The sequence below is a fragment of the Pantoea sp. FN0302 genome (assembly GCF_050113775.1).
GTDB classification, from domain to species: Bacteria; Pseudomonadota; Gammaproteobacteria; order Enterobacterales; family Enterobacteriaceae; genus Mixta; species Mixta alhagi.
The window spans coordinates 652,534-672,389 of sequence record NZ_JBNJSM010000001.1; the positions used below are offsets into that span (position 1 = coordinate 652,534).

The following is a 19,856-nucleotide window of genomic DNA, read 5'->3' on the forward strand; positions in this document are numbered from 1 at the left end:
TCCATATGGATACTGGCGAAGCGGCAAATCTAACGTTTTGATCTAACATTAGGAGTGAATGATATTTTTATTAATGATGTTAATCAGTGGCAGGGTGGGTAGCCAGACTTAACACAAATTCATCATGCTGCCACCGCCGCGTAACCCGTCTGTCATTTAGCTGCGGCAAAGTAGCCATCATGCTGTACCTAACGGAGAAGAATATGAGTTTACTGGCGAGCTTAAACCGCCCTGTAGTAGCCACGCAGCCTGTGCTGCGCAGAATTTTAAAAGCCATGAACGAAGCTGGCGTAGCCGTCACGCTGCCCTGCGCTCAGCGTTGGGCAGGTCTCTCACCTGCGGCAACGGCGCTGTTGATGACCCTGAGCGAAGCGGATACTCCGCTGTGGCTGGATGAATATCTGGATACACCTGAGTTGCGCGATGCTCTGTACCAGGCCGGAAGCGCGCCGCTGAGCCATACCCAGTCTGCTGCCCTGGCGTTGCTGCACAGCGATAGCAACCCTGACCTGCATGCCATTGCAGCGGCGGGTGCCACGGTGATCCTGGAGGTTCCGGCACTTAACGGCGGCCTGACGCTGCGCCTGCGTGGGCCAGGCATTCAGGAGCGCCGCGCCGTCGCGCCGCAGCTGCCGCCACAGGTGATCGCATTTTTGCGTGAGTGGCCGCTAAACGGGCAGGGCATTAATTTGATGCTGACCTGTGGCGATATGGTCATGGTGCTGCCGCGCAGCGCGCAGGTTGCTGTCTGTTAATGACTGATGATTCAGTATCTGCGCTGATGCGCAGACCGTTACGGTTAGCACTATTCTGGTGCGGTGCGGTTTTATGGTGCCCTTTTACAGTGCGGAGGCGCATAAAAAGCAACCCGGAATAGCGCCGTGGTTGAAAACACGAGGTAGCTGCTGTGGCATAGCTCTTGCTAATCAGGAATGCTCTTATTCCTTTTATTTTGGCAAGAGAAACTTCACGCAAGTGACGACGTTAACGCTACGAGAGAAGCAGCATGCTGGAAAAACTATTTCAACTAAAAGCACACCACACCACGGTGCGTACCGAAGTGCTGGCCGGTATCACCACCTTCCTGGCAATGGCCTACATTTTGTTTGTTAACCCTACGATCCTTAGCGCCGCCGGGATGGATAAGGGCGCAGTTTTCGTTGCCACCTGTCTGGCGGCAGCAATTGGCTCGCTGCTGATGGGGCTGATTGCTAACTATCCTATCGCACTGGCGCCGGGGATGGGGCTGAACGCTTTTTTCACCTATACCGTGGTACTGCATATGGGCTACACCTGGCAAATCGCGCTGGGTGCGGTGTTTCTGTCGGCGCTGATTTTCTTCGCCTTATCAATTTTTAAAATTCGTGAATGGATTATTACCAGCATTCCGCTGCCGCTACGTTCCGGTATCGCGGCAGGAATCGGACTGTTTTTGGCCATTATCGCGCTGCAAAGTGCGGGCATAGTGATTGCCAATCCAGCGACGCTGGTGGGGCTGGGAGATTTAACCAAACCTGGCCCGCTGCTGGCGATGCTGGGTTTTATTATTATTGTGGTGCTGGAGGCGCGGCGCGTAACCGGCGCGGTGCTGATCGGCATTCTGGTGGTCACTTTTATCTCAATAGGGCTTGGTCTGTCGCCTTTTGCCGGAGTCTTCTCCGCACCGCCCTCTATCGCGCCCACCTTTTTGCAGCTGGATATCAAAGGCGCGCTGGATATTTCTCTGGTCAGCGTGATTTTTGCCTTCTTGTTTGTGGATGTATTTGATAACTCCGGCACGCTGATTGGCGTTACCAAACGCGCCGGCCTGGCGGATGAGCAGGGCAATATCCCGAAAATGGGCAAAGCGCTGGTTGCCGACAGCGCCGCCGCGCTGTTTGGTTCGCTATTGGGTACCTCTACCACCACCAGCTACATCGAATCCGCCGCAGGCGTCAGCGCGGGCGGCCGAACCGGACTCACGGCGATTGTTGTGGCCTTCCTGTTTGTTCTTAGCCTGTTCTTTTCGCCGCTCGCCTCCAGCGTGCCAGCATACGCGACCGCGCCTGCGTTGCTTTTTATCGCAGTATTAATGACGGCCGGACTGGCTGAAATCGACTGGAAAGATATCACTACCGCTGCGCCGGTCACCGTAACCGCCCTGACCATGCCTTTGACCTATTCCATCGCTAATGGCATCGCCTTTGGTTTTATAACCTGGACGCTGGTGAAGCTGTTAAGCGGCCGCCGTCATGAGTTGAACGCAGCGCTGATTGTACTTTCGCTGCTGTTCGTGATTAAGCTGGGCTGGCTGAGCGCCTGATTCTCCGGGCCGTCTACGGTGGCGGCCCTTGCTTTGCTGCGCCCGCTTTCTGACATGATCCTGTATGCCACGCATTAGCGATTTTTATCGCTTTACTCCACCTGCAAATCCCAAAAGAATTTGATTTAAATCAGGAAAATCCGTGCTGATAAATGAGAGATTTCAGCAAATAGCGTTTTCGTGCTATATTTCACTCTAAGCTGTAATTTATTAACTTAATGAGGCACTGAAGCAGGTCATTTTACTTACTGACACAGTGAAAAATTATGCTGAAAGGTAGTAAGACATTCTCATCACACTTCTTCGTCACTGGTTTTATCTCGCCGATAGTCACTTGCGAAACCCACTGGTGTAGCGAGCTGTAGCCCCGTTTACTCTTCTGTGACCATACGCGTATTCCGCGTGCCGGTATTCTGGCTCAGGCTGCTTACCGGAAGAATGGTTAACACTTTCATAAAAAGTTTTTTTATGCAGATTTTTACTGTAGGGCGCATTTTTAGCCGCTTTAGCAGTAAGTAGTTATGTTTTTACCATCTTGAGGGTTTAAAGATGAAATATTGGTTTTTTTTGGCAGTTTCTATTGTTGCAGAAGTATCGGGTACGCTCTCTATGAAGTATGCCAGTCTGTACGGCGGCATGCTGGGACATCTGATGATGTATGTCATGATCACACTTTCCTATATTGCGTTATCACTGGCGATAAAACGTATTGCGCTTGGCGTGGCCTATGCGCTGTGGGAAGGCGTTGGCGTATTGCTGATTACGCTCTGTAGCGTCACCCTGTTCGCTGAATCGCTGCCGCTGATAAAGGGGCTTGGCCTGATGGTATTGATTGCCGGTATCCTGTTATTGCACGGTGGTACCGACAAAGCTGGCAAACGTAAAGATGAAAAAGGAGAGTTGCATGCAGCCGCTTAATGGATGGCATATCGCCTTTTTAATGCTGGCGGTGGTACTGGAAATCACTGCGAATATTTTCCTTAAATACTCGGATGGTTTTCGCAAACCACTGCCAGGGCTCCTGTCACTGCTGATGGTAATGGGCGCTTTCAGCGCTCTGGCGCAGGCGGTGAAGGGCATCGATCTGGCGGTCGCCTATGCGCTATGGGGCGGCTTTGGCGTCATCGCAACGCTGGCGGCAGGATGGATCCTGTTTAAACAGCGTTTGCGTCTGCGCGGCTGGGTTGGTCTGTCGCTGCTGCTGGTGGGCATGGTGATGATCAAGCTGGCATAATTTCGGCATACTAAAAAAGACGCCCGCAGGCGTCTTTTTTATGCATATTTAGCGGAAAGGCGGCTCGTTAAAGGTACGTAGCTTGCGTGAGTGCAGCTTATCGCCCTCGGCGCGCAGCAGCTCCACCGCCCGGATGCCAATTTGCAGATGCTCGGAAATGGCACCCTCATAAAAGCGGTTAGCCTGACCGGGCAGTTTAATCTCGCCATGCAGCGGTTTATCGGAAACGCACAGCATGGTGCCGTAGGGCACGCGGAACCGATAGCCCTGCGCGGCGATGGTGGCGCTTTCCATATCCACCGCCACGGCACGGCTGAGATTAAAGCGCAGCGCCGAGGCTGAATAGCGCAGCTCCCAGTTACGATCGTCGGTGGTAACCACTGTACCGGTACGCAGCCGCATTTTTACCTCTTCGCCCGGCATTCCACTGATCTCTTTGGTAGCGTCATACAGTGCGCGCTGCACCTCGGCAATGCTGGGAATAGGAATATCCGGCGGCAACACCGCATCCAGTACGTGATCGTCGCGCAGATAGGCATGCGCCAAGACATAATCGCCAATTTGCTGACTTTCCCGCAGGCCGCCACAGTGGCCAATCATCAGCCAGGCGTGCGGACGCAATACCGCAAGATGATCGCAAATGGTTTTCGCATTTGATGGCCCCACGCCAATATTTACCAGCGTAATACCACGCTGGTTTGGCGAGATCAGGTGCCAGGCGGGCATTTGATGCTTTTTCCACGCCAGGTCGGAGAGGGCGGCTTCAGCATTCTCCGTTTCCTGAGTAATCAGCGCGCCGCCAGCGCAGGAGAGTGCCGTATAGGGACTGTTCTCATCTTTAATCTGCTCGCAGGCCCAACGTACAAATTCATCCACATAGCGCGTGTAGTTGGTAAACAGGACAAAAGGTTGAAAATGTTCCGGCGGCGTGCCGGTATAGTGCCGCAGACGCGCCAGCGAGAAATCGGTACGCAGCGCGTCAAAGTGGCTCAGGGGGAAAATGCTGGTGGTGTTGAAAATGCCGTCTGCCGTTTCATCGCCAATATTCGCCAGATCGGTGGTAGGGAAATGTTTCGCTAGCGCGCTGCTCATCGTGCGGTCCAGCCCAAAGTCGGAGCCGTCAATCACGTAAGGGAAGGGGATCTCCTGGCGCGACGGGCCAACTTCTATCGTGACCTCATAATCACGTTCGATAATCGCCAGCTGTTCGCGCAGATAGTGACGCAGCAGCTGCGGGCGAGTGATCGTGGTGGCATAGCTTCCGGCGTGGCTGAAGCGTCCCCAGGCCCGGCTGCGGTTTTTCTGCGGCGAGGTGCCGTCCCAACTGATACGCAGCTCCGGATAAACAAACAGCCCGTTGGCACGCGCCTGCGGATCCGGCAGCGTGCCCTCTTCAACAAAGGCTTTAATGGCGTCACGCAGGGCACTCACCGCCTGGTAATAGAGCGCATCCAGTTGCTCCAGCGCCTGCGCCGTATTCAGTCCATTAGCGAAATGGTCGTTAGCCATTTTTTCTCCTCAGGTTTTCAGCTTTGCATTGCACTATAGCTTAGAACCATTCCGCCCGAGTCGTTAGTCCGCTAACATTTTCTCCAGCGTAATCGGCAGATCGCGGATGCGTTTGCCGGTGGCGTGAAACACCGCATTGCTGATGGCGGCCGCCACGCCGACAATGCCCAGTTCGCCGACCGCTTTGCCGCCCAACGCGCTGGCCTGATAGTCAGGTTCGCCGACGTTGATCACTTCCATATCCGGAATATCGGCGTTCACCGCTACCAGATAGTCCGCCAGGCTGGCGTTAAGCACGCGGCCATTATCGTCATCGAGCAAGCCTTCCTCCAGCAGCGCCTGACCAATCCCCATCACCATCGCGCCGATCCACTGGCTTTCCGCCAGTTTCGGGTTATACAGGCGACCACTGTCGAAAGCGCCCACGATGCGGCGAACCCGGATAGTGCCGAAATCTTCATCAACCGCCACTTCGACAAAAATAGCGCTCCAGCTATGGGCAGAAAAGCCGCCGGAAGTGGGCGGGATCATCTTTGACGAGGTGCGGTCAGCGGCATCGCGATCTTGCTGTGTGGCGTCAGAAGGAAAGGTATCCGCCTGCACTTCCAGCGTTTCCTTTCCGGCGACGCGCAGCAGCTCGGTAAAGCTCAGGCTGCTGCCCGGCTGGCTGAACAGGCGTAGCTGACCTTCCGCCAGCATCACATCCTCGCGTCTGGCCCCGAACAGCGGCGATTCAGCGCTGCCGAGCGCCAGCGTAATCAGCTCTTCACGCAGCTTAAGTGCGGTTTTGTATACTGCGGCGGTCAGGAGATTCGCCAACTGCGAGCCGCCAGCCACCGGCGCGCGCGGCAGGCTGGTGTCGCCTAAAAGCACGCTGATCTGTTCTGACGGCACGCTCAGCACGTCGGCGGCGGTTTGCGCCAGGATGGTATAGGTGCCGGTGCCAATATCGGCACCGCTGCTGCGCACTTCCAGCGTGCCATCCTGACGCAGCGTGATCCCTGCTTCGCCCGGTGTACGCCGCACCGGATAGCTGCCGGAAGCCATACCCCAGCCAATACGCTGTCGACCTTCACGCAGGGTGCCTGGCTCCGGCGGGCGCTGCGACCAGCCAAACGCCTGCGCGCCGGCGGAATAGGCTTCACGCAGCCGACGTGAGCTCCACGGCAGGTTAGCCTGCGGATCTTCTTCCGCATAGTTACGCAGACGTAATTCCAGCGGGTCAAGTTTCAGCGCATACGCCAGTTCATCCATTGCCACTTCCAGCGCCCAGCTGCTGGGGTTTTCGCCCGGAGCACGCATCCAGCCGGGATTCACGGTATTGACCGGCACCAGGCTATGACGTGAATGAAAATTTGGTACCGTGTACATCAGGGCAGTAACCGAGTTACAGGGTTCAAGATGCGTATCTTCACGGGCGGTTTCGTTCCAGCTTTTATGTACAATCGCCTGTAGCTTGCCGTTACTGTTGGCCGCCAGCGTCAGCTGCTGATGAGTGCGGGGGCGTCCGCCGAAGCCGGTGAAGGTTTGCCCGCGCGTCAGCACCAGCTTGACCGGCCGGCCCAGCGCGCGCGAGGCGGCGCAGGCCAGCGCTGAGTGAGGCTGAATGCCACCTTTCGAACCGAAACCGCCGCCGGTAAAGGGCGAAAGCACGCGGACTTTATCAATATCGATCCCCATCCACTGCGACACCACGCTACGCGCACCGCCGACCCACTGGCTTGGCTCCCATAAGGTCAGTTCACCATCGCGCCAGTCAGCGATGCAGCCGTGCAGCTCTATCGGCAGATTATATTCGCGCGGCGTGGTATAGGTGCCGCTAATCGAGACGCTCGCCTGCTGAATTGCCTGCCGGGCGTCGCCCCAGTCAACGTTTAAATCCTCCACCGGTTTTGGCTGAGCAAGCGGGTCATCCGGATGAATAATCGCTGGTTGCGTAACGTAATCAATGTGAATGCTGGCCGCTGCGGCTTTCGCCTGTTCCAGCGTTTCAGCAACCACCAGCGCCACATGCTGCCCGTTCCAGCGTACGCGCGGGCTTTGCAGCGGGACAAAAGATTGCGCCGCCGCGCCGCCGCTGGCGAAGGTGGCAGCAGGATGAATGGTCAACCCGCTTTCATGGGTGTAAACCGCCAGCACGCCCGGCATTTGCCGTGCTTTTACGCTATCGATATGGCTGATTTCCCCTTCGGCAATGGAAGACTGTACCACCACCGCATGACACAGATTATCTACCGGGTGATCAACAGCGTAGCGCGCCAGCCCCTGAATTTTCAGCTTGCCGTCAGCGCGATCGCGGCGAGCGCCCAGCCCCTGAAGTGCGTGAGCCGCGCTGTCGGGATTATGCCGTTTGATGGTCTCGCTCATGCTATGCCTCCCGCATTCAGCAACGCCCGTACGATAACGCGCGGCGCCAGCGTAATTTTATAACCGTTGTGCGCCAGCGCGCTGGCCTCCTGCATCGCCAGCGGCGCCAGGTCACGCAATTGCTGCTCGTTAAAAGGTTTGCCACGCAACGCCTGTTCCAGCGCACGAAGCCGCCAGGGCCTGGTGGCGACGCCGCCCAGCGCGATGCGTACCTCGCGCAGCGTAACGCCATCCTCTTCCAGTTCCAGCCCGACGGCGGCGCTAGCGGCAGCGAACTCATAAGAGCTGCGGTCGCGTACTTTCAGATAGTGTGAACGCTGCAGCGCGGCGGTTACCGGAATCTCAACGGCGGTAATTATTTCACCGGCGTGTAAATCCTGCTCCTGGTCGGGACGATCGCCTGGCAGCAGTAAAAACTCTTCAACGGTGACGCGGCGTTCGCTGCCATCCACCGCCTGAAGCTGCAGTGTGGCATCGAACGCGGTTAGCGCCACCGCCAGATCGCCGGGATAGACGGCAACACAATGTTCGCTGTTGCCCAATACGGCATGATTACGATTCATACCGGTACGGGCGGCGCAGCCGGAGCCGGGATGACGTTTATTACAGTTTTGGTAGCCGTGCGCATCGCGAAAATAGCTGCAGCGCGTACGTTGCATGATGTTGCCACCGATGGTCGCCATATTGCGCAGTTGGGCGGAGGCGGCGCTGGTGAGGCTTTGGATCACGGCGGGCGCAATGTTTTGCAATGCTTCGTGTTGCGCGACCTGACTCATTTTGCACAGGCTGCCGATGCGAATAACGTTTTCTTCCAGCTCAATCGCTGACATCCCCGCCAGGGAGGTAATATCGATCAGGCGATCGGGCTGCTCGACATCGCATTTCATCAGATCGATCAGGGTGGTGCCGCCCGCCAGGAGACGGCTGCCCGGCACGCTGGTGGCGGCCGTCGCGCTGGCAATATCTTCGGCGCGTAGATAATCAAACTCTCTCATGCCGTTTGCTCCTGTTGTAGCTGCTGCGCCGCTTCGCGCACCGCCGCGACAATAAAGGGATAAGCGCCACAGCGGCAGATATTGCCGCTCATATATTCGCGGATTTCATCGTCGCTGTTGGCATGGCCTTCATTAATACAGGCCACGGCGGACATAATCTGTCCCGGCGTGCAGTAGCCGCACTGGAAGGCATCGTGACGTAAAAAGGCTGCCTGCACCGCATGCAGCGTTTCATCCGCTCCAGCCAGCCCTTCGATGGTGGTGATCTCATGGCCTTCCGCCTGCGCCGCCAGCGTCAGACAGCTTAATACCCGTTCGCCGTCGATATGTACGGTACAGGCGCCACACTGGCCGTGATCGCAGCCTTTTTTTGCTCCCGGCAGATCGGCGTGTTCACGCAGAGCATCGAGAAGGGTTACACGCGCGTCAAGCGCCAGAGGGTGTTCATTTCCGTTGATGCGCAGGCGCATTACTCGTTGCTGAGCCATAGCGGTCTCCCGTAACAGGATAAGGGGATGGCAGCGCCTGGCAGCACTGCCCACATTGCGTTTATCAAAAAATGCAGCACGGACCGCTACGATGACGGCCCTTAATCAGGTAACCGGGTAAGTGTAGACGTTATAAGCAGGTAACGAGGCGTGGCAGGCTAAGCAGGGGAAGCGGCAGGCAGCGCTGCCGCCAACAACGGACGTGCCTTAATGGATCATATGGCTATGGGTAGGCGCGCCGGTTTGCAGCAGCACCAACAGCTGTGAGAGCGGGTTACTAAGAATAAACTGATGGCAGCCGGTGTTAGCCATGAGTTGAGACATTGCCACCGCCAGGTTTGCCAGCGCGGTTTCCGGCGGCAAATTTTGCTGCTGTAGCAGCGCGAGCAACTCCTGAACGGAGTCCTGATTAGCCGCCGCCACCATTTTTTGCGGCTGCTGAGAGAGGGTTTCATCGCACGGTTTCATTCGCCAGGCTCCCGATAATCAAGTTTCAGACAATCCTGAACGCTATATATTGGCCGATTCAGGAATTTCAAGCTTAAAAACGCAGCAGTTATTCGCCAAATTTAAGCGCTGCGTGCCTTCTGACAGAAACCGCTATGCGTTCGCGGCGCAATATCGACTATTCTGACCTGACGCTATGTATCAAACCGATCCAGGGAGAAACAAAATGAGTGAAGTTATCGCTATTGTCGCCACCGTGATCCCAAAAGCAGGCGAAGCGGAAGTGGTTGAGCAGGCGCTGCGCACCGTGGAGCGCGACGTGCAGGGCGAGCCGGGCTGCCAGCAATATCAGCTGCACCAGGATCTGGATAATCCGCAGCACTTTGTGCTGCTGGAGCGCTGGGAATCTGAAGCGCATCTGCAACAGCACAGCGAAGCCGCGCCGTTCCTGCGTTTGATGGAAACTATCGAAGGTCGTGCTGAACTGCAGATAACGAAACTGAAAGTGTTGGCCTGATGCCGTAAGGTGCTGAATGCCACAAGCCCGCCAGGGGGAACCTGAGCGGGCTTTTTTCTGGCGAGCTGAGGCGGTTGGCCGCAGCCGGGCGCGCGGTTAACGCCTGCGCATCTGGCGGCAGAGCAGGATTAATATGCCCGCGCTACAGAACGGAAACAGCGCCAGCAGCAGCCAGGGCGTAATCGCTTCTGTTGAGGGCGTCAGCGCGCGGTCCAGCAGGCCGCCAAAAAGAAAGTTGCCAGCCAGCACCGCGCAACCGCCCGCGCTGGCAAGCGCGCCGTAGTGGGCACCGAGCGTCGTCTCCTCAGCAAAACGGGGGATAAAATCTTTCGCGGCGGGCACCAGTAACATCTGCCCAAAGGTCAGCAGCGTGACGAAGCAGGCCGCAGGCAACAAACGCAACCAGCCTGCAGACGGCTCATGCGCCGCAAAAAGCGCCACGCTCAGAAAAGAGGCTGACACCAGAACAAAGCCTGTCGGCAGGCTCCATGCAGGCCCGATAACCCGTGCAAAACGCGCCAGAGGAAGCTGTAAGGTGATGACCAACAATGAAGCCAGCATAAACAGCGGCCCCAAATCTTTCTCATTGCCCCCGGCGCGCTGAATTTCCACCGGCAGCGCCAGATAGAGTTGGTTGTAACTCAACAACCAGGAGCTGTATGCAATAATGAACACCACAAACCGTGGCTGACGGAGTACGCCCCACCAGGCCGTCCGCTGCTGAGAGGGTGGCTTTGTCTCGCTGCGCGGCAGACAAACAGAAAGAACGATTAACGCCAGCAAAAAAATAGCGGCCCCGGCAAACGCAACCAAACGGAAACCCAGCCCGGTAAACAGTGCCCCCAATACCGGGCCAAGCACGGCGCCCAGCTCGCCGCAGACGGCAAAAAGAGCAAACCATTCGGCGCGGCTGCGTTTACCGCTGGCCTCGCTTTGCTGGCCTGCTTTAGCGAGGAGCGCCTCAATAGAGGGCGAGAATAACGCCCCGCCAATGCCGGTGAGACAGGCACCAAGAACGATCGGCCACAGGGTGTGACCAAACGCCAGTAACAGATATCCCGCGATGCGGATAAAGCAGCCCCAAAGAATAACAACGCGCGCGCCAAACCGATCTGACAGCGCACCGCCTACGATAAACATGCCCTGCTGGGAGAAAGTGCGTAGTCCAAGCACCAGCCCAATCGCGCCGCCGGAGAGCAGCATATCGTCACGTAAAAACAGCGCCAGAAAAGGCACCACGGCGTAGAAGCCAATATTGAAAACAAACTGGCTACCTAATAAAACCGGCGGCCAGACGTGCGTTACCGGCCTCTGAAAAGGCAAAAACATGAAAATAGCCTGACGTTACGAGATGTAGTGGATATGTTTTTTGCCGTGATAGGGAGAGATTTCAATCCTGGTTTCCACCTGAAATACCTCCCACAGCAGTGACTCGGTCAGCACCTGCTGCGGCGTCCCTCTGGCGACCACCTTGCCTTTTTGCATAACGATCAGCGCATCGCAAAACATCGCCGCATGGTTAAGATCGTGAATAGCCACGATGCTTGTTACTCCCAGCTCGGTGATAAGCTTCATTAACTGTATCTGGTGATGAATATCCAGATGGTTGGTCGGCTCGTCCAACAGGATTTCGCCAGGCGTTTGCGCCAGCGCTCTGGCGATATGCACTCTCTGGCGTTCGCCGCCGGACAGACTCTGCCATCCCCGATCGCTATATTTCAGCATATCCACTTTTTGCAGCGCTTCAGTCACGATCTCATCATCGCGCGGGTTCCAGCTGGAAAAAGGGGAGTGATGCGGAATGCGGCCCAGTTTAACCACGTCCCGCACGCGCATGTTTGCTTCTGTGGCGCCATGCTGTTCAACAAAGGCGATACGGCGAGCCAGCTGTTTTTTAGCGATATGACGGATGTTTTTACCATCCAGCATCACCGTGCCGGAATGCGGGCGACGAATGCCGGCAAGAAGGCGCAACAGGGAAGACTTACCTGAGCCATTGGGACCAAGCAGCCCCACGGTTTCGCCTGAAGAGACCGTGAGCGAAACATCGTCTACGATAACCTTCTTGCCCACCTTCCAGGTGACATTTTCAGCAGAGATGCTCATTACTTGTTCCTTGAACGATAAATAATAATGGCAAAGAACGGCACGCCGACCAGTGCTGTCACGACTCCCACAGGCAGACTTTGCGGCGCGATCAGCATTCGCGAGGCGATATCCGCCAGCACCATCAGGATGGCGCCCGCCAGCGCGCTGGCGATCAACAGGGTTCGATGTAACGGGCCAAAAAAGAAACGCATAACATGCGGAACCACCAGCCCGACAAAACCAATAGATCCGGCCATGCTGACTATGGTGGCGGTGATCAGCGCGGTGGTGGTAAACAGAGTGAGCCGTACCCAGGCAACAGGAATGCCAAGCGAAAGCGCGGCATCGTCACCAAAGGTAAAGGCATCGAGCGCGCGCGAGTAGTAGAGACAGATAGCCAGGCCTACCAGAACTACACACAGCGCCAGCTGGAACTCAGGCCACCTTACACCGCTGAAACTGCCGAGCAGCCAGAACATCACGTCGCGCGCCTGCTGAGCGCTGGCGGAGGTGCTGATGGTATAGGCGGTAATGGCGTTAAAAAGCTGCGACGCGGCTACGCCTGCGAGAATGGTTCGTTCGTTACCGCCGCGTGCGCCGTTGGTCAAAAAGGCGACAAAAGCAAAGGCGGCGAATGCGCCAGCAAACGCGCCAGCTGAAAGCGTGACGGCACCGGAGCCGATACCCAACACCACGACGGAGACCGCACCGGTTGATGCGCCCGCTGAAACGCCCAGTACATAAGGCTCGGCAAGAGCATTTTTCAGCAGGCTTTGCAGTACAGCGCCACAGATAGCCAGTCCCGCGCCGCAGCAGACGGCAACCAGCGCCCGGCTCAGGCGAAAGTCCCAAATAACGCTTTCGTGGATACGATTCAGCGGCACATGGGTTAATCCGGCTTTATTACCCAGCGCATATAATACGCTCTCAAGCGGAATGGCCAGTTCGCCAACGCTAACACCCAGCGCAATCACCACAATCAACAGCACCACGGAGAGTAGACACGACAGGGAGAGAAACATCCCCCGCCGAGCTTGTTGCACAACATCGGCCATTACTGAATATCCATCTTTCTGAGCTGTTCGCCAATTTGTTCAGCGCCATACAGCGTGCGGATGGTGGGATTCATCGCCTGACCATCCATAATGACGATATGACCTTTTTTCACGGCCTCAAGCTGGCTGACGGTGGGATCGCTTTTCAGGAATTTAATTTTTTCTTCTGCGTTATCGAGCGCCCAGCGGTTGCGATCGAGAGTAGAAACCACAATCACATCCGGGTTAGCGGCAATGATGCTTTCCCAGCCAACGGTGGGCCACTCTGCTTCAGCGTTGATCGCATTATGACCGCCCAACACATTAGCGATAAATCCCGAGGCGCTGTTTTTACCGCCCACGTAAGCGTCAGCTGAAGGGGATGAACTGGAAAACCAGAACACAAACGAGAGGTCTTTTTTACTTTTACTGAATTCCTGACGTAAATCTATTTCACGTTTTTTGAAATCGGCAATTAAGGCCTGACCACGCGCCTCAACGTTAAAAATTTTCGCAAAATCTTCTATCTCCTGATAGAGATAGCTCATATCCCACAGCTGCTGGCGGCTGCCGTACATATCACCGATGGCTTTTTTCGTGGCGCACATGCCCGGCGACATATAGCTGTTTACGCCGATAGTGGCGAGATCCTCGCGCCTGGCTACTTTGCTTTCTGGTCCCATTAACAGGGGAAGCTGCGCCGCGACAAAGTCAGGGTTTTGCGCAAGAACAGATTCCAGAGTAGGGATTTCAACGGTTAACGTTTTAACGTTGCTGTTTTTTTCTGCTAATTCCGGCAGGACTTTCGAAGGCCAGAAGGCACTTGCCACCATCCTGTCTTGCAGGCCCAGCAGCAGTAAAATCTCAGCGGTGTTTTGCCCTAATGCCACAACGCGTTCAGGCGCGGCGTTAAAGGTTTCTTTATAACCGCAATTTTCAATTGTCAGAGGGTAAGTGGTTGCAAATACAGAACTGACCGAGGCAAACATTAATCCTGCTGCGCAGATGACTCTCTTCATTTCACGCTACCCTTCATAAAAATTATTGCTGTATTTTCAGTTATTAAAGCTAAAGTGAAATGATAATGAAAATTATTACTAAAGCGAGAACTTTTTATACCTGAGGTTTATTATCAATTTGGGGAAATATCTGTTTGCTGCCGTTGGCTGTTGCGCTTCAAATACATGCCGATAAGCAACTTCAGGTTAGCTTTTTACCTGCGAAGCCGGTTTTAACGTTTTTATCTTTGATAACGATCGGCGGTCAGAAGCAGTGTTGCAGAGGTGTGGCAAGAGACTGAAAAGCAAAAAGCCCGCTCGAAAGCAGGCTTTTCTGAATTTGGCTCCTCTGACTGGACTCGAACCAGTGACATACGGATTAACAGTCCGCCGTTCTACCGACTGAACTACAGAGGAATCGTGTGAACGGGGCGCATATTACTGATTTTCCCCATGATGTCAAAACCCTTTTTTCACCCTGCGGTACTGTTTGCGGAAAGCATAATCAGTTTGCTGTAATAACCAGCAAAAATGGCCGTAGTTGATGCTTTTTCCGGCGATCAGGGCGCTGGCTGCTGGCAAAATTTGGCGTATGATCCCGGCAGGATGAAAGCGCGCTGAGTGGGGCAGCGGTGAAAACTGAAGTTGTAATAAAGCGTTAAACCGTAACGGAAAGATTTTGCATAATTGCTAACCATTGCCCATCATCATTATTCTCACCTCCATTAAAGTCATCGGGTCGATCTTGCAAACTTTACTCGTCAAACTGCGACGCGCCATTGAAGGCACGGCGTGGTATCCCAAACGGCGTTCTTATCGGGTGCTGTTCTGGCGTGAAATCACGCCGCTGGCGGTGCCCATTTTTATCGAAAATCTCTGCGTACTGCTGATGGGCGTGCTGAGCACCTTCCTTGTTAGTTGGCTGGGCAAAGAGGCGATGGCGGGCGTTGGGCTGGCCGACAGCTTCAATATGGTGGTGATCTCCTTTTTTGCGGCAGTGGATTTAGGGACAACGGTAGTGGTGGCGTTCAGCCTCGGCAAGCGTGACGGGGAGCGTGCCCGGGCGGCGACCCGGCAGTCGCTGGCGCTGATGACGGTGTTGTCTCTGCTGCTGGTAGGCGTGATCGAATTCTATGGTCACGTGATTATTGATGGCATCGCAGGCCGCGCCTCGCCGGAGGTAAAAGCGCTGGCGCTGAGCTATCTGCAAATGTCGGCATGGAGCTACCCGGCTGCGGCCATCACGCTCATCGGCAGCGGCGCGCTGCGCGGAGCGGGCAATACCAAAATCCCGATGTTGATCAACGGCGGGATGAATATCCTTAATATCGTTATCAGTGGCGTGCTGATTTATGGCTGCTTCTCATGGGAAGGGCTGGGTTTTATCGGCGCAGGACTGGGGCTGACCATCACGCGCTATATCGGCGCAATTGGTATCATTGTGGTGCTGATGGTGGGCTTTACCCCGGCGTTACGCATTCCGCTGCGCAGCTATTTTAGCCGCTGGAACAGCAAGATCCTGATGGAGGTATTAGGCATTGGCGTCCCCGCCAGTATTGAATCCGTGCTGTTTAACGGCGGTAAGCTGTTGACGCAGGTGTTTGTGGCCGGAATGGGCACCAGCGAAATTGCCGGTAACTTTATCGCCTTTTCTATTGCTTCATTGATTAACCTGCCGGGCAACGCGCTCGGGTCCGCATCGACCATTATTGTGGGAACGCGGCTGGGCAAAAATCAGATTGGTCAGGCCACGCGCCAGCTAAAATATATTTTCTGGCTGGCGACCTTTGGCTTGTGCGTGCTGGCCTTCCTTTCCGTGCCTTTTGCCGGACTGCTGGCGCGTTTTTATACCAGCGATGCGGATGTTATTGAAGTTGTGAAACATCTGGTCTGGCTGAATGCCGCCTGTATGCCGATTTGGGCCGCTTCATGGGTATTACCGGCCGGGCTGAAAGGCGCACGCGATGCGCGTTACACCATGTATGTCTCTATGCTCAGCATGTGGGGCGCGCGCGTGGTCGCCGGTTATCTGTTGGGGATTGTGTTGGGAATGGGGGTTGTGGGCGTCTGGCTGGGGATGTTCCTTGACTGGCTGGTGCGCGGCATCTTCTTCTGGCGACGCTTGATCAGCGGCAAATGGCTGCAAAAATATCGACCAGTGGCTGACTCAAAACGGATATTGAGTAAGAGATAGCGCAGCAAGGCGACGGCCAGAGCGCGCGTGCAGCGATAATGCGTTATAAATGCTCGCTTAAGTCGGGCTATTGATGCCAGTAAAAAGCCCTGCGTTGCAGGGCTTTTTTATAGGCGAAGAAAGCGTGCCGTTTACTCCAGCGATGACAGCATATGGCGTTGCGCCTGCCAGCGTGCTGCCGTTTTTTCCGCATCGTGAATTTTAAAGGTAACGCCGGTCGCGACTTCAGCGTAGTCAGAGCGATGCACCATGATATTGCCGATATCGATCTCAAATACTGCGAGGTTCAGATCGGTCTCGTTTTCGGCAATCTGAATCGCGCGCCCACGCATCTCAATAATGCCTTTGTCATAGGCAAGCGCCACCGAAAGACGTCCATCGCGCCGCAGATTTTCGGTGGTGTGAGAATCGGGCCACAGGGCAACACGTAATGTCTGACGATCAATGGCGAACACTTCGCCCAGGCTAAGCTGAGCGGCATGCGGCCAGCCATCGGCATCAACGGTAGAGAGACGAACAGCCTCGTTCACCGCCTGCGGCTTGATTTCGCCGCGCAGCCGGTTAAACACTGCTTCGGGTAATTCCACAATTGGTTCGGGACGGGTGTAAACCTCGCTTTCACTTTCCATGATGCCTCCATAAGGGTTTTGCAACGTAACCCACAGTATAGACGGTTGCGGTAGAGGCGCGCAGTGCGGCTCAGCGGGCTTTTTGCTGTTCTCCGCTATGTTTTTCCCTGGCTTATCTTGCCGCGTAGCCTCTTATTGCGTTTAAAAATAGTTTTCTCTTCAAACTGTTACGTTACGTAACCGCCCTTGCGTTTTTGTGACGGCTGCTACACTTAGTGCTGGTTACCGGTAACGATTCAGCGCCCTTTTCCACAGGCAAAAGGCCTGTTTTTATCAGGCGACTTTGCTTTTTATAAGAGGAAAAAACGTATGACAAACCGTCCACAACATCCGCAACAGGCACAACAGCAAAACTGGCCTGGCAGCTTTCTGGAGATGCAGCCAAAGCCGGACCATGGTGAAACCCGCTATCAGGGTTCTGGCCGTCTGAAAGGTAAAACTGCGCTTATTACCGGCGGTGATTCCGGCATCGGTCGCGCTGTTGCCATCGCCTATGCCCGCGAAGGGGCAGATGTGGTGATCTCCTATCTGGATGAACACGAAGATGCCAAAGATACGGCGAAACTGGTTGAGGAAGCGGGACAGAAAGCACTGCTGATTGCAGGCGATATCACCCAGGCCGATCACTGCCGCAGCATTGTGGCGCAGACGGCGCAAGCGTTCGGCAAAATTGATATCGTGGTGAATAATGCGGCTTATCAGATGACGCGCAATGCGCTGGATGAGATCGACGACGAAGAATTCGACCGCACCATGAAAACCAATCTCTATGCGATGTTCTACATCTGCAAGGCGGCAGTACCGTATATGCCGTCCGGCGGGTCGATTATCAATACGGCGTCAGTGAACGCCGATCAGCCGAAGCCGAAACTGCTTGCCTATTCTGCCACCAAAGCGGCAATCGTTAACTTCTCCGGCAGCCTGGCGGCGCTGCTGGCTGATAAAGGCATTCGTGCCAATGCTGTTGCGCCTGGCCCTGTCTGGACGCCGCTGATCCCTGCCACCATGCCGCCTGAACAGGTAGAAAGCTTCGGTGGAGAAGTGCCGTTGCAGCGTATGGGACAGCCTGCTGAACTGGCTTCGACTTACGTGATGCTGGCCAGCGATGAAGCAAGCTACATCTCCGGCGCAACCATCGCCGTTACCGGCGGCGTCGCGGTTATCTAACTTTGCGCAAGGGGGAGCGATGAAGGCTTATCCTTTAAAGCTGACGACGCCGTTAGCCACGCATATCTTCGGCGGTCAGCGCATCAGGCAACAGTTGGGAAAAGCGGATCTGCCCGATACGCGGATTGCCGAAACCTGGGAAATCAGTGACGTAGACGGCATGATCGCCTCGGTAACCAATGGCGAGCTGGCAGGCAGCAGCCTGCGCGAACTGACCCTGCGTTATCCTGATGAGATGGTTGCTCCGGGCTGGCGTGGCCCGCATTTCCCGCTGCTGAGCAAGTTTATTGACGGAACCGGCATGCTGCCGGTTCACTTACACGCCAATGACGAACTGGCGCAGCGCCTGGAACAGCAGCCAAACGGCAAAACCGAAGCCTGGCATATCCTCTGGGCGGCACCGGATGCCACCTGTCTGTTGGGCGTGCGCGAAGGCATTGACAATGCGCGTCTAAAGGCCGCTTTGCTGGCGGAAGATTACGATGCGGTAATGTATCGGGTGCCGGTAAAAACGGGCGATACCTTTTACGTGCCTGGCGGCATGTTACACAGTTTTGGCCCTGACACATTGATCTATGAAATCGAACAGACATCGGATATCCAGCAGCACGCTATGCCGTGGCGGATGGAAGATGGCTCACGCCTGAGTCAGCAGGAGTGGGAGAAAAATATCGATGCGCTGCTGCAGGAGCTGCGTCCAGAGCTGCGTTGTCAGCCGCAGGCCGGGCTGGCGTTGCAAACGCAGCATCTGACGCGGCTTTTCTGCTGTGCCGGTCCCTATTTTGCGCTGGAGCGCTGGCGGTTCAGCCAGTCGCAAAGCTTCAGCTTTAACAGTGCGCGTATTCTTTCCAATCTGGGCGACCCTTTAACGGTTGAGGCAAACGGCATCAGCGTTAGCATCGGGCGTGCCGAATCGCTGCTGCTGCCTGCTGCGCTGGATAAAGTGACCTTACATACTGCCGGTGAAGTTCTGATCGGTTACGTGCCGGATCTCGTTTCTGAAGTGCTACAGCCGCTGCGGCAGGCGGGTTACAGCGAACAAGCGATCGCGGCTTTAGGCGACATTCATCAGGCAATGTGTCAGGAGGAATGATGCTTCCTTACAGTAGTCAGGGGCAGGGCGAGACCACACTGGTGCTGATGCATTATCTGGGCGGCTCGCACCGAACCTGGTTTCCCACTCTGCCTTATCTGGATCGTCATTACCGCTGTGTGGCATTGAACACGCCAGGCTTTGGCGATGCGGCGGAGGTGAAGGGCTATGACGTGGATTCCATGGTGCGCCAGGTAGATGAAACCCTGCGTGGTCTGGGATTAAACAAGGTGATCCTGGCAGGTCATTCCATGACCGGGAAAGTTGCGCTGGCTTTAGCCGCGCGGCGGCCCGCTTATCTGCAGAAACTGGTGCTGGTTGCGCCGTCGCCGCCGGGACCGCAGCCGATGAGCGACGAGGACCGGGAGGCGCAGGCCAGCTATCAGGGCACACGTCAGGAAGCGGAGAAATTTGTCGACGGCTCCTGTTCCGCGCGTCTGCCCGACCCGCTACGCGAAGTGGCGATTGCCGATGCGCAGAGCGCCAGCCTGGCGGCCTGGCACGCCTGGCCGCTATCCGGCAGCCGGGAAGAGTGGCGTGAACGCATTGGTCGTATCGATATTCCGGCGCTGCTGGTGCTGGGAAGCGAGGACAGAAACGTACCTGGCATTGATGCGCAGCGGGAAATGATGCAAACGCATCTGCCGCAGGGAAAGCTGGAAGTTATCGAAGGGGCAGGACACCTGATGCCGATGCAGACGCCGCAGGCACTGGCCGAGCGCATCCTGCGATTTGCGGATTGCTAAGCGTCAAAGCGGGCCTGGACAATTGCGGGCACTGTTAAAAAGGGCGTC

General features: G+C 55.7%; 19 protein-coding genes and 1 tRNA gene. 9 read left to right on the plus strand and 11 right to left on the minus strand.

Annotated elements, in window-relative coordinates:
- The first annotated feature begins 203 nt into the window (after positions 1-203).
- From phnH to mdtI, 4 genes are all read left to right on the plus strand, one after another.
- Positions 204-755 (plus strand): phosphonate C-P lyase system protein PhnH, encoded by a 552-nt coding sequence (gene phnH, locus ACQE32_RS02925; RefSeq protein ID WP_426972099.1) that lies wholly within the window; start codon positions 204-206, stop codon positions 753-755.
- Between the two features lie 251 nt (positions 756-1,006).
- The gene (locus ACQE32_RS02930) at positions 1,007-2,302 is read left to right on the plus strand and encodes an NCS2 family permease (RefSeq protein ID WP_426972100.1); all 1,296 of its coding nucleotides are present in this window, start codon (positions 1,007-1,009) and stop codon (positions 2,300-2,302) included.
- A gap of 549 nt (positions 2,303-2,851) precedes the next feature.
- Positions 2,852-3,220: a multidrug/spermidine efflux SMR transporter subunit MdtJ gene (mdtJ, locus tag ACQE32_RS02935; RefSeq protein ID WP_426972101.1), complete on the plus strand. Its 369-nt coding sequence runs from the start codon at positions 2,852-2,854 to the stop codon at positions 3,218-3,220.
- Complete coding sequence (gene mdtI, locus ACQE32_RS02940; protein ID WP_427021323.1) at positions 3,207-3,536, plus strand: multidrug/spermidine efflux SMR transporter subunit MdtI; 330 nt, start codon at positions 3,207-3,209, stop codon at positions 3,534-3,536. The genes mdtJ and mdtI overlap by 14 nt, the downstream gene beginning before the upstream one ends.
- 48 nt (positions 3,537-3,584) lie before the next feature.
- Here the strand turns inward: mdtI and ACQE32_RS02945 are convergent, their stop codons facing one another.
- The 5 genes from ACQE32_RS02945 to ACQE32_RS02965 form a co-directional block, all read right to left on the minus strand.
- Complete coding sequence (locus ACQE32_RS02945; RefSeq protein ID WP_426980834.1) at positions 3,585-5,045, minus strand: AMP nucleosidase; 1,461 nt, start codon at positions 5,043-5,045, stop codon at positions 3,585-3,587.
- Between the two features lie 63 nt (positions 5,046-5,108).
- Entirely contained in the window at positions 5,109-7,412 is a 2,304-nt protein-coding gene (locus ACQE32_RS02950) for a xanthine dehydrogenase family protein molybdopterin-binding subunit (RefSeq protein ID WP_426980836.1), read from the minus strand.
- A complete protein-coding gene (locus tag ACQE32_RS02955) occupies positions 7,409-8,407 on the minus strand; it encodes an FAD binding domain-containing protein (RefSeq protein WP_426972105.1) in 999 nt (332 codons plus the stop codon). The genes ACQE32_RS02950 and ACQE32_RS02955 overlap by 4 nt, the downstream gene beginning before the upstream one ends.
- Positions 8,404-8,895 (minus strand): (2Fe-2S)-binding protein, encoded by a 492-nt coding sequence (locus ACQE32_RS02960; RefSeq protein ID WP_426972106.1) that lies wholly within the window; start codon positions 8,893-8,895, stop codon positions 8,404-8,406. Before ACQE32_RS02960 ends, ACQE32_RS02955 begins: the two co-directional genes overlap by 4 nt.
- A 207-nt stretch (positions 8,896-9,102) precedes the next feature.
- Entirely contained in the window at positions 9,103-9,363 is a 261-nt protein-coding gene (locus ACQE32_RS02965; protein ID WP_085071250.1) for a hypothetical protein, read from the minus strand.
- Between the two features lie 205 nt (positions 9,364-9,568).
- Here ACQE32_RS02965 and ACQE32_RS02970 point away from each other — a divergent pair, with 205 nt between their 5' ends.
- Complete coding sequence (locus ACQE32_RS02970) at positions 9,569-9,859, plus strand: putative quinol monooxygenase (RefSeq protein WP_250650258.1); 291 nt, start codon at positions 9,569-9,571, stop codon at positions 9,857-9,859.
- A gap of 96 nt (positions 9,860-9,955) precedes the next feature.
- On the opposite strand, the gene ACQE32_RS02975 is transcribed toward ACQE32_RS02970, so the two are convergent.
- The 5 genes from ACQE32_RS02975 to ACQE32_RS02995 all read right to left on the minus strand — a co-directional run bounded on the left by ACQE32_RS02975 (position 9,956) and on the right by ACQE32_RS02995 (position 14,396).
- A complete protein-coding gene (locus ACQE32_RS02975) occupies positions 9,956-11,188 on the minus strand; it encodes an MDR family MFS transporter (RefSeq protein WP_427021324.1) in 1,233 nt (410 codons plus the stop codon).
- A 15-nt stretch (positions 11,189-11,203) separates the two neighbouring features.
- Entirely contained in the window at positions 11,204-11,965 is a 762-nt protein-coding gene (locus ACQE32_RS02980; protein WP_426980840.1) for an ABC transporter ATP-binding protein, read from the minus strand.
- On the minus strand, positions 11,965-12,969 hold the full coding sequence (locus ACQE32_RS02985; RefSeq protein WP_427021743.1) for a FecCD family ABC transporter permease: 1,005 nt from the start codon (positions 12,967-12,969) through the stop codon (positions 11,965-11,967). Before ACQE32_RS02985 ends, ACQE32_RS02980 begins: the two co-directional genes overlap by 1 nt.
- Before the next feature lie 32 nt (positions 12,970-13,001).
- A complete protein-coding gene (locus ACQE32_RS02990) occupies positions 13,002-14,000 on the minus strand; it encodes an ABC transporter substrate-binding protein (protein WP_426972110.1) in 999 nt (332 codons plus the stop codon).
- Positions 14,001-14,320: 320 nt separating this feature from the next.
- Positions 14,321-14,396, minus strand: a tRNA-Asn gene (locus ACQE32_RS02995).
- A gap of 328 nt (positions 14,397-14,724) precedes the next feature.
- Here ACQE32_RS02995 and ACQE32_RS03000 point away from each other — a divergent pair.
- On the plus strand, positions 14,725-16,173 hold the full coding sequence (locus ACQE32_RS03000) for an EmmdR/YeeO family multidrug/toxin efflux MATE transporter (RefSeq protein WP_250650245.1): 1,449 nt from the start codon (positions 14,725-14,727) through the stop codon (positions 16,171-16,173).
- A gap of 131 nt (positions 16,174-16,304) precedes the next feature.
- Here ACQE32_RS03000 and ACQE32_RS03005 read toward each other — a convergent pair whose 3' ends face one another.
- Positions 16,305-16,802 (minus strand): pyridoxamine 5'-phosphate oxidase family protein, encoded by a 498-nt coding sequence (locus ACQE32_RS03005; protein ID WP_085071259.1) that lies wholly within the window; start codon positions 16,800-16,802, stop codon positions 16,305-16,307.
- A gap of 309 nt (positions 16,803-17,111) precedes the next feature.
- On the opposite strand from ACQE32_RS03005, the gene ACQE32_RS03010 reads away from it, so the two are divergent.
- Genes ACQE32_RS03010 through ACQE32_RS03020 form a run of 3 tightly spaced genes read left to right on the plus strand, consistent with a single transcriptional unit; the run spans position 17,112 to position 19,808 of the window.
- On the plus strand, positions 17,112-17,969 hold the full coding sequence (locus ACQE32_RS03010; protein ID WP_427021325.1) for a glucose 1-dehydrogenase: 858 nt from the start codon (positions 17,112-17,114) through the stop codon (positions 17,967-17,969).
- Positions 17,970-17,988: 19 nt separating this feature from the next.
- Positions 17,989-19,062 (plus strand): class I mannose-6-phosphate isomerase, encoded by a 1,074-nt coding sequence (locus tag ACQE32_RS03015; RefSeq protein ID WP_427021326.1) that lies wholly within the window; start codon positions 17,989-17,991, stop codon positions 19,060-19,062.
- The gene (locus ACQE32_RS03020) at positions 19,062-19,808 is read left to right on the plus strand and encodes an alpha/beta fold hydrolase (RefSeq protein ID WP_426972114.1); all 747 of its coding nucleotides are present in this window, start codon (positions 19,062-19,064) and stop codon (positions 19,806-19,808) included. Before ACQE32_RS03015 ends, ACQE32_RS03020 begins: the two co-directional genes overlap by 1 nt.
- Positions 19,809-19,856 lie beyond the last annotated feature (48 nt).

Excerpts from the sequence above, each read along its gene's own strand:
- phnH (WP_426972099.1), top strand. The coding sequence starts at position 204 with ATGAGTTTACTGGCGAGCTTAAACCGCCCTGTAGTAGCCACGCAGCCT.
- ACQE32_RS02930 (WP_426972100.1), top strand. The coding sequence starts at position 1,007 with ATGCTGGAAAAACTATTTCAACTAAAAGCACACCACACCACGGTGCGT.
- mdtJ (WP_426972101.1), top strand. The coding sequence starts at position 2,852 with ATGAAATATTGGTTTTTTTTGGCAGTTTCTATTGTTGCAGAAGTATCG.
- mdtI (WP_427021323.1), top strand. The coding sequence starts at position 3,207 with ATGCAGCCGCTTAATGGATGGCATATCGCCTTTTTAATGCTGGCGGTG.
- ACQE32_RS02945 (WP_426980834.1), bottom strand. The coding sequence starts at position 5,045 with ATGGCTAACGACCATTTCGCTAATGGACTGAATACGGCGCAGGCGCTG.
- ACQE32_RS02950 (WP_426980836.1), bottom strand. The coding sequence starts at position 7,412 with ATGAGCGAGACCATCAAACGGCATAATCCCGACAGCGCGGCTCACGCA.
- ACQE32_RS02955 (WP_426972105.1), bottom strand. The coding sequence starts at position 8,407 with ATGAGAGAGTTTGATTATCTACGCGCCGAAGATATTGCCAGCGCGACG.
- ACQE32_RS02960 (WP_426972106.1), bottom strand. The coding sequence starts at position 8,895 with ATGGCTCAGCAACGAGTAATGCGCCTGCGCATCAACGGAAATGAACAC.
- ACQE32_RS02965 (WP_085071250.1), bottom strand. The coding sequence starts at position 9,363 with ATGAAACCGTGCGATGAAACCCTCTCTCAGCAGCCGCAAAAAATGGTG.
- ACQE32_RS02970 (WP_250650258.1), top strand. The coding sequence starts at position 9,569 with ATGAGTGAAGTTATCGCTATTGTCGCCACCGTGATCCCAAAAGCAGGC.
- ACQE32_RS02975 (WP_427021324.1), bottom strand. The coding sequence starts at position 11,188 with ATGTTTTTGCCTTTTCAGAGGCCGGTAACGCACGTCTGGCCGCCGGTT.
- ACQE32_RS02980 (WP_426980840.1), bottom strand. The coding sequence starts at position 11,965 with ATGAGCATCTCTGCTGAAAATGTCACCTGGAAGGTGGGCAAGAAGGTT.
- ACQE32_RS02985 (WP_427021743.1), bottom strand. The coding sequence starts at position 12,969 with ATGTTTCTCTCCCTGTCGTGTCTACTCTCCGTGGTGCTGTTGATTGTG.
- ACQE32_RS02990 (WP_426972110.1), bottom strand. The coding sequence starts at position 14,000 with ATGAAGAGAGTCATCTGCGCAGCAGGATTAATGTTTGCCTCGGTCAGT.
- ACQE32_RS03005 (WP_085071259.1), bottom strand. The coding sequence starts at position 16,802 with ATGGAAAGTGAAAGCGAGGTTTACACCCGTCCCGAACCAATTGTGGAA.
- ACQE32_RS03010 (WP_427021325.1), top strand. The coding sequence starts at position 17,112 with ATGACAAACCGTCCACAACATCCGCAACAGGCACAACAGCAAAACTGG.
- ACQE32_RS03015 (WP_427021326.1), top strand. The coding sequence starts at position 17,989 with ATGAAGGCTTATCCTTTAAAGCTGACGACGCCGTTAGCCACGCATATC.
- ACQE32_RS03020 (WP_426972114.1), top strand. The coding sequence starts at position 19,062 with ATGCTTCCTTACAGTAGTCAGGGGCAGGGCGAGACCACACTGGTGCTG.